This is a genomic window from Stenotrophomonas sp. PS02289 (assembly GCF_029960115.1).
Taxonomy (GTDB): Bacteria; Pseudomonadota; Gammaproteobacteria; order Xanthomonadales; family Xanthomonadaceae; genus Stenotrophomonas.
This window is the reverse complement of the sequence record NZ_JASCOZ010000127.1, coordinates 1-12548: the sequence shown is the minus strand read 5'-3', so window position 1 is coordinate 12548 and position 12548 is coordinate 1. Positions and strand designations below refer to the sequence as shown.

At 66.3% G+C, this 12548-nt stretch carries 11 protein-coding genes; 8 read left to right on the top strand and 3 right to left on the bottom strand.

Annotated features, from left to right (window positions below; genetic code table 11):
• The first annotated feature begins 103 nt into the window (after window positions 1-103).
• Window positions 104-1246, top strand: coding sequence for a metallophosphoesterase (locus tag QMX83_RS15870; RefSeq protein ID WP_282297604.1), 1143 nt, complete (start codon window positions 104-106; stop codon window positions 1244-1246).
• On the opposite strand, the gene QMX83_RS15865 is transcribed toward QMX83_RS15870, so the two are convergent.
• Window positions 1209-2639: a DUF2867 domain-containing protein gene (locus QMX83_RS15865; RefSeq protein ID WP_282297603.1), complete on the bottom strand. Its 1431-nt coding sequence runs from the start codon at window positions 2637-2639 to the stop codon at window positions 1209-1211. The two genes, QMX83_RS15870 and QMX83_RS15865, sit on opposite strands and share 38 nt — an antisense overlap.
• A gap of 10 nt (window positions 2640-2649) precedes the next feature.
• Complete coding sequence (locus tag QMX83_RS15860; RefSeq protein WP_282297602.1) at window positions 2650-2973, bottom strand: metalloregulator ArsR/SmtB family transcription factor; 324 nt, start codon at window positions 2971-2973, stop codon at window positions 2650-2652.
• A gap of 161 nt (window positions 2974-3134) precedes the next feature.
• Here QMX83_RS15860 and QMX83_RS15855 point away from each other — a divergent pair, with 161 nt between their 5' ends.
• From QMX83_RS15855 to QMX83_RS15825, 7 genes are all read left to right on the top strand, one after another.
• Window positions 3135-3659: an RNA polymerase sigma factor gene (locus tag QMX83_RS15855; RefSeq protein WP_282297601.1), complete on the top strand. Its 525-nt coding sequence runs from the start codon at window positions 3135-3137 to the stop codon at window positions 3657-3659.
• The gene (locus tag QMX83_RS15850; protein ID WP_282297600.1) at window positions 3656-4699 is read left to right on the top strand and encodes a FecR domain-containing protein; all 1044 of its coding nucleotides are present in this window, start codon (window positions 3656-3658) and stop codon (window positions 4697-4699) included. Before QMX83_RS15855 ends, QMX83_RS15850 begins: the two co-directional genes overlap by 4 nt.
• Window positions 4700-4812: 113 nt before the next feature.
• Window positions 4813-7881: a TonB-dependent receptor gene (locus QMX83_RS15845; RefSeq protein WP_282297599.1), complete on the top strand. Its 3069-nt coding sequence runs from the start codon at window positions 4813-4815 to the stop codon at window positions 7879-7881.
• Between the two features lie 80 nt (window positions 7882-7961).
• Window positions 7962-9335: a hypothetical protein gene (locus tag QMX83_RS15840; RefSeq protein WP_282297598.1), complete on the top strand. Its 1374-nt coding sequence runs from the start codon at window positions 7962-7964 to the stop codon at window positions 9333-9335.
• 59 nt (window positions 9336-9394) lie between these two features.
• Complete coding sequence (locus QMX83_RS15835) at window positions 9395-9841, top strand: hypothetical protein (RefSeq protein ID WP_282297597.1); 447 nt, start codon at window positions 9395-9397, stop codon at window positions 9839-9841.
• A gap of 88 nt (window positions 9842-9929) precedes the next feature.
• Window positions 9930-10364 (top strand): pyridoxamine 5'-phosphate oxidase family protein, encoded by a 435-nt coding sequence (locus QMX83_RS15830; RefSeq protein WP_282297596.1) that lies wholly within the window; start codon window positions 9930-9932, stop codon window positions 10362-10364.
• A gap of 23 nt (window positions 10365-10387) precedes the next feature.
• Window positions 10388-11614 carry an MFS transporter gene (locus QMX83_RS15825; RefSeq protein ID WP_282297605.1) on the top strand — a complete coding sequence of 409 codons (1227 nt, stop codon included), beginning with the start codon at window positions 10388-10390 and terminating at the stop codon, window positions 11612-11614.
• Between the two features lie 114 nt (window positions 11615-11728).
• Here QMX83_RS15825 and QMX83_RS15820 read toward each other — a convergent pair whose 3' ends face one another.
• Complete coding sequence (locus QMX83_RS15820; protein ID WP_282297595.1) at window positions 11729-12448, bottom strand: GntR family transcriptional regulator; 720 nt, start codon at window positions 12446-12448, stop codon at window positions 11729-11731.
• Window positions 12449-12548: the final 100 nt, after the last annotated feature.

Sequence of the window (12548 nt, the reverse complement as noted above, 5' to 3'; positions counted from 1 at the left end):
TTCCAAGCCCGCCCCCCCAAGGTAGCGCCAGCGGCCACTTTCCGCTAAACATGCAGATCGGCCCATTCATGGGCCGACCTCCCCCCTGTACCTGGATCTGCCTGTGCTGAGTGTTGTCGGTTTGCTGCTTGCGTTGTATCTGGTGTGGCGCGTCATCTGGCCCCTGAAACTGTCCCTGTCACTGCGCGGCCCGTTAGGGCTGCTGGTCATCGCGCTGGCACTGCATCACCGGATCGTGGCGCGGTTTGCCGGCACCATGGCCTCGCCCGAACTGCCGAAGATGGTCATCGCGCTGCTGGCCACCGGTTTCACGGCGCTGCTGCTGCTGGCCGTGTTCGTGATCGTGCTGGATGTGCTGTTGCTGGCGGGCCGCCTGCTGCGGGCTCGGCGCATGGCAGACGCGCTGCGCGCTCCCTGGTTGAGGCCCTCGGCGGCGGTGGTGGCACTGCTGCTGTCGGCGTATGGCATCAGCCAGGGCATGGCGGTGCCGAAGGTGCGCCACGTCGAGGTGGCCATAAACGATCTGCCCGCGGCCTTTGAGGGCTACCGCGTTCTGCAGCTCACCGACATCCATGCCAGCCGTCTGCTGACCGGCGAGTGGGTGGCCAAGGTGGTAGCCGAAAGCAATGCGCAGCAGGCCGACCTGATCGTGATTACCGGCGATCTGGTGGATGGCACGGTGGCAGCACGCGCTGATGACGTGCGTCCGCTGGCTGAGCTCAAGGCTCCGGATGGGGTCATCGCCATTACCGGCAACCATGAGTACTACAGCCAGTATCAGCCGTGGATGCAGGCCTTCAGGTCATTGGGCATGCAGGTGCTGGCCAACAGCCACACCCGGATCCTCCGGGACGGTGCGGCCCTGACCATCGCCGGTGTCACCGACCCCGCCGCGATGAACCATGACCTGCCGATGCCGGACCTGCACGCCGCACTGAAGGGGGCCGACCCCGATGCGCCGGTGATCCTGCTTGACCACCGCCCGAACCTGGCGCGCGCCAACGCGGCCTCCGGGGTGGCGCTGCAGCTGTCCGGGCATACCCACGGCGGCCATATCGTCGGCATGGACCAGTTGGTGAAGCGCTACAACAGCGGCTTCGTGTCGGGCCGCTACGAGGTGGACGGCATGACCCTGTATGTGAGCAACGGCGCGGGGCTGTGGCCCGGCTTCGCGGCGCGCATCGGTGTGCCGTCGGAGATCACCGTGTTTACCCTGCGGCGCCGAGTGGCACCGACCGGGGAATAGCGGTCGGCCCGGCAGCCACACTCAGCTCCGGAGCCAGTGCATGTGCCACCGCCATGCGCAGCAGGGTGGGGCTGATGTAGCGACGATGCGTGCGGTCGATCAGCGCCATGTAGAAGCGGCCGAACGCGTTGTGGGTGCGCACCCGGGTGCCGAGCGAGATCCGCAGCTGGCCGTCATCGAGCCGTTCCACGCGTACGCAGGAGCGGAAACGCAGATGACGGTCATCTGCACCCAGCAGCACTTCCGCACTGTGGTCATCGGCGTCAACGTGCTGGCCCAGCACCGGGAAGCGGCCGGCAAACAGCTGGCTGCGATCCTCGGACAACAACGAGGACACCGGGCAGCCCAGCGGCGAGGTCCGCAACCGCAGCGGTGCCACCAGCACGTTGCGCAGGGCCATCAGTTGGCCGACGCCTGACGGCGGGTTGAGAATGAAGCCTTCCAGCACGGATTCCAGCATCCGGCGCGCGGAGGTTCCGGCCAGCGCATGTGCCGGCAGGATCATCGAGACATAGTCCCGATGATGACTGCCTTCCGGCAGCGCCTGCTGCAGCAGCGAGTCGTCCGGCGCGTCGCGATGATGCGTCACCGGGTGCAGGCTGGGCCGGCGGCTGACGTAGCCGCGGATCGGCCGCAGTCCATGCAGGGCGGTACGCAGACGGCCGATCGGGTCACGGGTGCGGGCGCACAGGCGACCGGCCCAGGAGCGGGTGGGGGCATGCAGCGAAAGACTGACGCACGGCACGCTGTGCGGGTCGGTCTGCTTCAGCAGCGTCTGCAGGTGGGAAGGCAATGTGTCGGTGAGGCCGGGAAGGTCGGCGGTGCCCGCATCCACCTGGGCGCGCTGGGTGTCACTGAGCGGACCGGTGTGGTCGTTGGCGTGGCACGACAGTGCAAACAGGGCCGGGTGCGGCGCGCGCTGTGACACAAACTGGTGCCAGGTGCCGCTGCCGAAGCGCACGGTAAACAGGCAGTCCGGCGGGATCTCGATGAAGCGCAGTGCATGGATGAAGGCGGCCGGATCGTCGTCCAGCTGCGCATCCGACGCGGTGGAAAAACGCAGCTGTGCGCCGCCGCTGCCGGAGACCGCGGTGAACATGCGCGTGCCGGCATGCCGGTGAAACGGATGTCCTTGCGGACCCACCGCGAACGAGTACAGCGAGGAGGGGTCCTGATGCGCCATGTGCATGTCACCCAGGCGCGCTGATGGTTCATCCAGCGCATCAACGAAACGCGGGTGGGCGGATTGGCGCAGGCCGGCGTCGCGTACCAGCTGGTCGCCCGCCCCGATCCCCAACTGGGTGATCAAGGTGACCTCAACCGGGCTGCCTCCGCCGTGGGAAGGAAGGCTGATGCCGGGGAATGAACGGTCCGTGTGAGTCACTCCTGGCATGGTGGCCTCCTCAGCCTTCGGCAGGGATCTTGCGGGAACGGGCGCGGGCGCGGCTTTCGCGCTGCAGGGGACCGCCCACCGGGCACACTTCGGCCGCCCAGGTGAACAGCGTGTTGGTCAGGCGCTCGGGCACCTGGCGGAAGTACACGAACTGGCCACGCTTCTCACGCTCGATCAGCCCGGCTTCTTCGAGGATGCGCAGGTGGCTGGACAGTGCCGGCTTGCTGAAGTCGAAGCGCTCGCCCAGCTCGCCCGCACTCAGCTCGCCACCGCTGAGGTAGGCCAGGATCTGGCGGCGGGCACTGGAGGCCAAGGCTTCAAAGATACGGTCCATGGGTGGCAGTTAACTAATTCGTTAATTAACTATGATCGGGTTCGCGGACCCTTGTCAAGTGCTGGCGGATCGGACCGGCCAGATGCGGGCGCCGACACCGTCACCGTCGCGTCATCTGCGTGCCCTACCGTGCTGCACACTTCAGGGGCGAGGCGACACAGGTGGCCGAACAGGCAAGACGGCGCCTGGCACGGATGTTCGAAGATCACGCGCCGGTGCTGCGTGGCTTCTTCGTGCGCCGTGGCGCACGTCAGGACGCGGAAGACCTGGTGCAGGAAACCTATCTGCGCCTGCTGCGCGCCCATGAGGGTGCGGGGGAGCCCATCGCCAATCCCGAGGCCTACCTGTTCACCGTTGCGCAGAACCTCGCGCGCGAACAGGTGGCGCGGCGGCGCTGGTCGACCCTGCCCATCGATGAGATCGAACAGCTGGGCCCCGGCCTGGCCAGCGGGGAATGCGTGGAAGATGCCGCCGAACGCGAACAGCGCCGCCAGCACCTGCAGACACTGCTGGCCAGCCTGCCCGAGCACACCCGCGCCGTGCTGGTGATGCAGTACCGCGATGGCCTGAGCTACAAGCAGATCGCCGAACGCCTCGGCGTGTCCTCGCACATGGTCAAGAAGCACGTGGTGCGCGGCCTGTCGGTCTGCCGCCAGGCCATGGCCGAGCCGGTGGAGGTCCGTTGACCACGCCCATCGACCATCCCTCCGCGCTGACCCAGGCGGCGGCGAACTGGCATGCACTGCAGCGGCAAGGTTCCGTCAGTGCGGACCAGCAGCGCGCGTTCATGCAGTGGCTGGTGGCCTCGCCCGAGCATCTGCGCGAATACATGGCCATCAGCGAAGTGGCCGGTGCGCTGGGCGATGCGCTGCGTGACATGCCCATCGACCTGGACGCGTTGCTGGCGGCACCGCCGGCGGTGGGCAACAGCCATAACGTGGTGCGCCTGTCGCCGCCGAGAAAGCCGCACGTCGCTGCGGCGGATGCGCGTCGCCGCTGGCTGCCGCGCATCGCGGTGGCCGCCAGTGTGCTGCTGGCGGTGGGATGGGGGACAAGCCTGGCACTGCCGCGCAGTGACCACTTCGTGGCGGCACATGGCAGCCCGCGCCAGATCACGCTGGATGACGGCACGGTGGTGCACCTGGATGCCGAGAGCGAGGTGTCTGTACGCATGACCTTGCTGTCCCGCCGGGTGGAACTGGAACGCGGGCAGGCCAGCTTCGTGGTCGCGGCCGACCGGCGACCGTTTGCGGTGCATGCGGCGGGGCTGCAGGTGACCGACATCGGTACCACCTTCGACGTCTCACTGCTCCGCGAGCAGGCCCGCATCGGTGTCAGCGAGGGGCGTGTGCAGGTGCGCGGCGACGGCGGGCGAGGGCGCATGCTGGCCGATCTGGACGCCGGGCAGGTCGCACAGGTGGCCTATCGCGATCAGCGTGTGCAACTCAGCGATGAAGACGCCGACAGCATGACCGCGTGGTGGCGGGGGCGCGCCGTGTTCCGCGACGAGCCATTGCGCGACGTGGCAGATCGCTTCAACCGACGCAACACGCTGCGCCTGCATGTCAGCGATGATGCTGGCGCGCTGCGTCTGACCGGCAACCTGCGCGTGGACGACCTCGCATCGTTGCGTGCGTTTCTGGATCAGCAACCTGCACTGATCACCCAGCGCGAAGCCGACGGCATCCACGTGCGCGTGCGGCCACAGGCAACGTCCGCGCTGTAAGAAAAAATTCATCGAAAAAGCGGTGCCCGATTCGCGCACTGCGCACTCGTAGTAGGGGAAAGCAGGAACAACCCCGTTCCGCGACCACCGCCATTCCCTCACTGGATCCCACGATGCGCCGCACACTGTTCCTTTCGATTGCCCTTGCCCTGCAGGTCACCACTGCGGCCACTGCCGCTGAACCGGCCCGCGTTGCCAGCGAGGCCATTGCCTCGCAGCCGCTGGATGCCGCACTCAATGCACTGTCGCGCCAGACCGGCCTGCAGTTCGTCTACAACGCACGGAGTGCGGGTAATCCACGTACGTCCGGCGCGCCGGCCGGACTCAGCGCCGACGCCGCGTTGAGCCGTCTGCTGGCGGGTACCGGACTGCGCTACCGCTACCTCAACGCGACCACGGTCACCATCGAAGCACAGGACAGCGCATCGCCGGCTCCGGGCGCAGGCATGACCGCTCCGTCCGGCGTTGCCGTCGCCGCCGATGCGCCGCTGAACGCCGAAGTGGCCGCACCGGCAGCGGGTGCCGGGGCACAGAACCTGGAAACCATCCAGGTCACCGGCAGCTACAGTCGCAGTCTGGAACAGGCGGTGGACATCAAGCGCGCCACGGTCGGCTTTTCCGACTCCATCGTGGCCACCGACGTGGCGGACTTTCCGGAGCAGAACCTGGCCGAAGCACTGCAGCGCGTTCCAGGCGTGACCATCGAACGCAGCAAGGGCCTGGGCACCAAGGTCAACGTGCGCGGCCTGCCGTCGGAATACACCCATGTTTCGATCAACGACCTGGCCACCGCGTCGGGCAGTGGCGGCCGCGATGTCGAATTTGACATGTTCGCGTCCGAGATCATCCAGCAGGTGACGGTGCAGAAGTCGCCGACCGCCGCTGACGAAGAGGGTGGCATCGCCGGTTCGGTGAAGATCTCCACGGCGCGTCCTTTCGACTACAACGAGCGCAAGCTGGTGTTCTCGGCCGAAGGTGCACATAACAGCATCTCCGAGGAAGTCGATCCGCGCTTCGCCTTCCTTGCCGCCGACACCTGGGGTGACTGGGGCGCGCTGGTGTCGTACTCGCAGTCCAAGCGCACCAACCGCACCGATTCCACCTCGGGCATCAACTTCCGCCCGTCCTCGCGATTTCTGACCGCGTCGGGGACCCGGGGTACCCAGGCCCAGTCCGTGCTGCTGCGCGACGCAGGGGTGAACATCACCGACCGCAATGACTCGGACCAGACCAACCGCGTGGTCTTCCAGGACAAGGTGGGCGATCGCGTATATCTGAACGAGCAGGACAAGTGGGGCGCGACCGCGTCGCTGCAGTACAAGCCGAGCAATAATTTCAGCCTGACCTTCGATGCCATGGTCGGCGGCTACGACAGTACCGAAGACGAGTACGACGCGGCCGCCTATTCGGCCTCCAGCCGCAGCACTTTCGACACCATCCATGAGTACGACGCGGATACGCTGTCCCAGTACGGCATGGTGGTGCTGCGCGATGTGTCCTACACCGCCACCCAGCACGAAATGCTGAGCAAGGAGCGGATCAACAAGACCGATTACAGCCAGTACAGCATGGCGCTGGATTGGAAGGGCGACAACTGGTATGTCGACGGGTTGATCGGCTACTCGGGTGCGGAGAAAACCTCCGACTACTCCAATCTGAAGCACGTCGCCTATGCGCCGTCGCGTACGCGCTGGACCGGCGACAGCGGCGAGACGATTCCGAGCGCCGCCCCGGGCAGCATCGACATGTACAACGCCTCGGACAAGTATCTGTTCGAAGCCTACGAGACCACCCTGGAAAAGGTGCAGGACGACAAGTACGCCGCGCAGGTCAACGTGACCCGCCTGCTCGACCTCGCCTTCCTGCCCGCTCTGCACACCGTGAAGTTCGGTGCGCGCTACACCGACCGCTCCAAGGAGCGGCAGTATGGTGAAGCCAAGATCACCGGCCCGACCGCTGGCAGCGCTGCGTGGGTGAACACCCGAACCTTGGCCGACAGCCCGCTGCAGTCGATCAGCGACATCGTTCCCGGCGGCGAGTATTCGCACAAGGGCCTGGACTGGCAGCAGGTGTCCAATTCCTACGCACGCAGTGCCTTCCGCTACGACGGCTTCTACACGCCGTTCGATCCGGGCCAGTTCTACCAGGTGGACGAAAAGGTGATGAGCTTCTACGCCATGACCGACTTCGCGTTCGACATCGGCAATGTGCCCTTCACGATCAACGCCGGCGCGCGTTACGTGGACACCAAAGTGGATTCGTTCGGCTTCCACCCGATCCAGCGTCCGGATGGCAGCACCGGGTACACCGACACGCCGGTATCCAAGGACGGCAGCTACGACGACCTGCTGCCCAGCTTCAACATGACCGCCGAAGTGTCGCCCGGCCTGCTGCTGCGTGCTGCCGCCTCGAAGGTGATGATGCGCCCGGCCCTGACCGACGTGGCCTACAAGCGTACCGCCAGCTGGAGCTCCTACCGCTTCACCGACGGTAACCCGGAGCTGAAGCCGACCTACGCCAAGCAGTGGGAAGTGGGCGTGGAGAAGTACCTGGACAATGGCGCGCTGTTTGCGGCCAGCTACTTCCGCAAGAACATCGATGGCGTGGTGATCAACTCGCTGACCGGCATGGTCGAGGACGTGGCGGTGTACAACGCCAACGGCAGCCTCAACGGCATCTATGACTTCGATGTGTACCAGCCGGTCAATGCCAAGGGCTCCTACGAGGTCGACGGTATCGAGCTGGTCGCGCAGATGCCGCTGGGCATGTTCGCCCCGTGGCTGGAGGGCTTCGGCGTCAATGCGAACTACACCATGCTGGACAGCTCGCTGGCCGGTGAGTCGGACCTGGGCATCCAGACCCCGATGCCGGGTCTGTCGGAGAAGACCTGGAACTTCACCGCCTACTACGAGAACGAGCGCTTCGATGCCCGCGTCTCGTACAACCACAAGGATGAGTACGTTGAGTCGATTGGCTACAACCTGTACCCGATCTACCGCGATGCCTATGGCCAGCTGGATGTCTCCATCGGCTACCGCATCACCGACAAGATCAAGCTCAGCCTGAAGGGCATCAACCTTACCAACGAGATCACCAGCGGCTACACCATGGATCCGTCGTTCCCGACCATGTACGAAGCGTCGGGCCGTCGTATCAGCCTGGGCCTGCGCGCCGACTTCTGATCCACCGTTTCAGTGTGGGTGGCGCGCGGATCGGAGAGGGTCCGCGCGTTGCCCGCACGCTTTTCTGTGAGGTGCCCGCAATGAAACAACTGCTTGTGCTGGCGTTGCTTGCCACATCCGCACCGGCGCTGTCTGCCGATGCGACGACTGAAAAGGGCCGCCAATGGTTGGCCGGCGACCACCACGTGCACAGTGAGTGGAGCGTGGAATGGGACCGCAGCACCACGCCGCCGACCCCGATCCGGGGCGGCGACTCTTCTTACAGCCGCAGTCGCAATGCGGCCCAGGCCAAGGCCTTTGGCCTGCGCTGGATGGTTCATACCGACCACGGTGGCCCCGGCCATTCGGTGGTCACCCGTGATCACGCGTATCCGGCGCTGCTGCAGGCCCGGCAGGACGTGCCCGACGTGATCCAGTTCAACGGCATGGAGTTTGACGTACCTGCCGGTGAGCACGCCTCGCTGATCGTTGCCCCCGGTCCGGACGAGCGGGATCAGCTGGTGACCGCCGAGCGCGACTACAGCCGCAGCGAACCCTTGCAGGGCAGCCGTGATACCCAGCAGGAAATGCTGGCGGCGCTGGGCTACCTGCGTGGGCTGCAGCCGCAGCCGCTGATGTTGATCAATCACCCGTCGCGGACCGCCACTGGCGTGGGCGTATGGGGCAAGGTCACGCCGGAAGAGCTGCGCAGTTGGCACGCGGCCGCGCCGCAGGTGCTGGTGGGCATGGAAGGGGCTCCGGGGCACCAGGGCATCCGCAGCGAACGCGGGCTGTACCGTAATGCCGACGCACCGACCTTTGGTGGCTTCGACCAGATGACCGCCCAGGTCGGGGGCATCTGGGACCAGATGCTGGCCGACGGGTTGCGCTTCTGGATCACCGCCAGCTCCGATTCGCACGTCAACGTCCGCGACGGTGGCCGCGACTACGACCCGGGGGAGTACAGCAAGACCTACGCCTGGGCTCGCCCGGAGGCGGAGGACATCCTGGACAGCCTGCGCCAGGGCCGCACGTTTGCGGTGACCGGTGATCTGGTCGACCGGCTTGAGCTCACTGTCAGCGACGGCACGCGGTCGGCCACGCTGGGGGAGACGCTGCCGGTGTCTGCCGACGGCATGCTGCAGGTACAGCTGCGCGTGCGCCAGCCGAATTTGCCCAATGCGAATGGCGACCGACCCGTGCTGAAGCTGATCGAGCTGGTGGTGGGCGGCAAGGATGCTGACGGCGAGTTGAAGATGCAGTCGCGTCATTTTGCCGCTACCGACTGGCAGCGTGACGGCGACTGGATCCGCGTACGCTGGACGCTGCCAGCACCGGCCCAGGGCGGCTTCGTCCGTGCCCGTGGCAACAGCACCGGCGAACGCGTGGCCCTGGCCGACCTTCCCGGCGAAGACCCCTGGCAGGACCTGTGGTTCCACTCCAATCCGGTGTTCGTGGAGGTTGGCCCGCGTTGACCCTGGCGGTGGGAATGGTAGCGTGGCAGCACAGCCCTTCCCACCGACAAGGAACGTACATGAAGTACCTGTTGATGTTGCTGGCCCTGATGTCGGCCGCCACCGCATCGGCCACCTCCATCGTGCCCATGACGCTGGAGCAGATCGTCGCGCAGGCCGACCTGGGCGTGATCGCCAAGATCGAGGCCGTGGACATGGTGGACGGCCAGGGCCAGCCGGTCACGGACCCGGCGGCCCGCACCGGCCCGGACAGCGACAATCAGATTCGCCTGCATCTGGTGTTGGACGACGTGGTGTTCAGTCGCACCGGCCCGGTACCGGTACGCGTCACCGTCCCGCTCTGGCAGATGTGGCATTACGAGCTGGGCCAGATCCAGCGCCAGGTCGGACAGAAGTCCATCTTCCTGCTGAAGGGCCAGAAGTCGGCGTACTACCCCGCGTACCACGAGGATTTCCAGCGCCCGCGAAGCGAAGGCCGGAAGATCCGCAAACTGGTGGGGCTTTGATCATGTGAATGCGGGGACAGCGACCCTGCACGGCGCGGTCACGTGATCGCGCCGAGGCTGGGGCCATACGATCCGTCACGGAGTGCCCATGACCACGCTGACCCTGCCCGAACTGGCGAAGAAGATGGCCCATATCGACTTCTGCCTGCTGCACACCCACGCCCAGGATCGCGAGATCGCCGCGCGTCCGATGAGCAACAACGGTGACGTCGAGTACGACGGCGACAGCTGGTTCTTCGCGCTTGAAGCGGCGGACATGGTCGACGAGATCATGCGCGAGCCCAAGGTGGCGTTGTCCTTCACCGGCAGCAAGTCCCTGCTGGGCAAGCCGCCCCTGTTCGTGGCGGTGCAGGGGCGGGGCATGGTGATCCGCAGCAGAACCCTGATGGAGGAGCACTGGGTGAGTGGCCTGAAGCGCCGGTTCGAGCAGGGCGTGGACACGCCGGGACTGGTGCTGATCCGGGTCAGCGCGGTGCGCATCCATTACTGGGACGGCGAGGACGAGGGCGAGATCCTGCGTTGAGCACTCCACCACACACCCGATCGATGGTCATTGCCGGGTTGTCCACGGTGGTGGAGTGGTACGACTTCACCTTGTACCTGTACCTGGCCACGGTGCTGTCGCGGGTGTTTTTCGGCGGTGGCGAGCAGGCACTGGTGGTCACCCTGGCGGGTTTCGCGGTGTCGTACCTGATGCGCCCCTTGGGTGCCTTGTGCTTTGGCAGCCTGGGGGATCGAATCGGCCGGCGCTGGATGCTGCTGGCGTCGATGATCCTGATGACCGCGGCCATGTTGGCCACCGCGTTGCTTCCGACGTTTGCCAGCATCGGCGTGAGTGCTGGCGTGTTGTTGCTGCTGCTGCGCTGTGTGATGGCGTTTTCGGTGGGGGGCGAGTACACCGGCGTGGTGGCGTATCTGCTGGAAACTGCCCCCGTGCGTCGACGGGGTCTGGTGACGTCGCTGGCGTCGGCCGCCAGCGAAATAGGCGCGTTGTTGGCGGTTGGCGTCTCCGCGCTGACCGTCGCCTTGTTGAGCGATGCGCAGCTGGCGGCGTGGGGCTGGCGCATTCCGTTCTTCGTCGGCGCGGCGTTGGCCGGCGTGATCCTGGTGGCGCGCTCCACCCTGCATGAGTCGCCCGAGTTCATCCGCCAGCGTGAAGTCGGCACGGTGCCGAAGACGCCGATCCGCGATACCTGGCGGCATCATCGTGGGGCGGTGGTGCGTACCTTCGCGGTCTCGGCCTTGGGGTCGATCACGTACTACGTGGGCATTACCTACGTGCCCGCCTTCCTGGGCTCGGTAAGCGAAATCAGCGAGGCGTCAGCGTTGTGGCTGTCCACCGTCGCAGCGGTGGCGGTGATCGTGGTGACGCCCCTGTTCGGCGCGTTCTCCGACCGGGTAGGTCGACGACCCTTGCTGATCGCGCTGGCCGTGCTGTCGGTGCTCTTGCCGCTGGGCATGTTCGCGTTGATGGGCGAGGGCGGTCTTGTACAGGTCGCGCTGGGAGCCGTGGTGCTGGCCGCGCTGGCAGGCGGCGTCAGCGCGGTGGCCGCCCCGGCGACGGCCGAGCAGTTTCCCGGCGAAGGGCGGCTGAGCGGGCTGGCGCTGGGGGTGACCGTGGCGACGGCGTTCTTTGGTGGTGCGACGCCCTTGCTGGCCGAACTGCTGGTGCGCTACACCGGCTGGGCGGCCGCCCCGGGCGCGATGATCGCGCTGGTAGCCGTGCTGGTGCTGCCAGCAATCTGGACCCTGCGCGAAACCCGACCGACGTAGAGCCACGCCCTGCGTGGCTCCGCGGTGCTTGACTGTGCGATGGACACGCATGGCGTGTCCCTACGGGGTGTTCCGGGTGGGTCGAAGCCACGCAGGGCGTGGCTCTACGGGAGGTCAGCTGCCGCCTTCGGTCGGCAGTGGAGCTGGCACGTTCAACAATCCGCCGGCCGCGACATAGGCCGCCAGGGCCTGACCCTGGCTCAGCAGATGCCGCTCCATGGTCTGCCCGGCTGCTGCGGCATCGCGTTGCCGGAAGCATTCCATCAACTCGCGGTGTTCGGCCAGCGACTGCGCCGTACGCCCCGGCGCCAGCAGCTGCCGGCCACGGTGCATCTTCAGAATCCGGTGCAGATCATGGGTAATCCGGATCAGCCACGGATTGCCCGCGTAGTGCTGCACCGTCTCATGAATGAGGTAGTTGTTGCGGTAATACTCAGCGATATTGCCTTCCGCCGCCGCCGCTTCCATCGCGGCATGCAGATCTTCCAGCTGCTGCACGCCGGCATCGTCGATGTTCTTCACCGCCTCGTGCGCGCACCGGCCTTCCAGCATCGCCATCACCGGGAACAGCTGGTTCAGGTCTTCCAGCGTCAACCGCGTGACCCGCGCGCCGCGCCCGGCATCGATCTGCACCAGGCCTTCGGCCGCCAGCAGCTTCAGCGCCTCGCGCAGCGGCGTGCGGCTGATCGTCAGTTCCTCGCACAAGGCCGGTTCATCGATCCATTCGCCCGGCGGCAGCCGGTAGTCGTAGATCCGCTCGCGCACGTGCTCGGCGACCTCTTCGTAGAGAGGAGCTTTCTTTTTCGGGGAGCGCGGGGCGGGGGCGATGGCCATGGGGGGATTGTAATGGGTTGGCGGACGTGGGGGGGGGGGGGGGGGGGGGGCGCCCCCGCGCCGCCCCCCCCCCCCCGCCCCCCCGGCGGGCCAAAAAACA